Source organism: Rhizobium ruizarguesonis, assembly GCF_012349115.1.
GTDB lineage: Bacteria > Pseudomonadota > Alphaproteobacteria > Rhizobiales > Rhizobiaceae > Rhizobium > Rhizobium ruizarguesonis.
In genome coordinates this window covers 1-1,248 of the sequence record NZ_PQIG01000012.1, presented here as the reverse complement: position 1 = coordinate 1,248, position 1,248 = coordinate 1, and the positions used below count along the sequence as shown (strand labels likewise).

Sequence of the window (1,248 nt, the reverse complement as noted above, 5' to 3'; positions counted from 1 at the left end):
TCTCATCCGTCAACACACCCAACCAAAGTTTTTTGACATTTTTGTAACAGGTTGATTCGGCTTGTGTTTTGCAGATGGGTATTATCCACAGGACGCGTTTTCGGAACGGATTCTTGAAAATTCCTTTACCGCCTGGTCAAAAATCCGTCGGAAAGTCGCTCTCAGCGACCGAAAGATAGCGAAAAAACAGGATCTTGCGCGGCTTTATGGTTAATAGAGGATTAAAGTGGCTCCAACCGGCGAGCTTTAAATTTCCGTCACACATCAGCAACTGAGATTTCGGAACCTATCGCCGAGTTGGGTGTTGTCTTTCCCATTGAAGGAAGGAGACCAACATGGCTGCCAATACCGATGATATCAGAGCATCTGTCAGCAAGGACATTGCCGCACTCCAGCAGGAAGTCTCGCGCCTGCAGAAGATGATTTCCGCTCAGGGCGCCGAAGCCTATTACGAAGTGCGCGGGCGCGCCGGCAAGGCTTATGATGAAGCCCTGCCCCGGGCAAAGAACGCCGTCGCCCAGATCAGGGCCGAAGGTGTTGCTGCCGCCGACGCCGCCCGCGAGCATCCGGCCGCAACGACCACTGCGCTGGTGCTTGCAGGCGCCATTGGATTCCTCGCCGGATACCTGCTTTCCGGCAGCCCACAGCCCCAGCCTCGCCAATGGTGGCGCTGAACGCACATATCCACCCATAAACCGGTTTTTGCGCACCCGCCGATCCGTTTTTTCGGCAGGGTGCGTAAATGCTTATGTCTTACAAAAACCAATTTTTAATGTCAGCTATGGGAACATAAAAAACGAAGGGAGGACTACCATGGAAAACAAGAGGGCTAACTGCATTATCGAAGTCAGCGTCGACAGCGCCGATGGCCGCTATGCGGTCGGTATCATGAATATGCGCCAAGCACTCGATCTGCCGGAAATGCCTAGTCTGTCCTACACACATCCGGACCCGGTCAAGGCCGCCGCCGGTATCGTCGTCAGCCGTAAGGAACTGGCCGGCTTCATGGCCTGCCGCTGAGGCAGCACCACCCTATCAAGCCGTGACGGCGCTTTATCCCAAAGCGCTGAGCCTCTTTTGCGGCGCCTGTTATTCCCCCTCGTTTTTAATTTGCCTTGCTGGCATCCTTGCGCCGTTCATGCCAAGAAAGCGGCAGCAAAAGCAGGACTACAGCGCCGCGCGTCTTTTCAGACGCGCAAACGACGCTGTAGCACTTTGAATTATGCAGTAAGGATGGCAGATGAGGGA

At 54.3% G+C, this 1,248-nt stretch carries 2 protein-coding genes; both read left to right on the top strand.

The window, feature by feature from the left end; genetic code table 11:
- Positions 1-335 precede the first annotated feature (335 nt).
- Positions 336-674: a hypothetical protein gene (locus C3Y91_RS02435; protein WP_018243390.1), complete on the top strand. Its 339-nt coding sequence runs from the start codon at positions 336-338 to the stop codon at positions 672-674.
- A 139-nt stretch (positions 675-813) separates the two neighbouring features.
- A complete protein-coding gene (locus C3Y91_RS02430; protein ID WP_011653303.1) occupies positions 814-1,020 on the top strand; it encodes a hypothetical protein in 207 nt (68 codons plus the stop codon).
- Positions 1,021-1,248 lie beyond the last annotated feature (228 nt).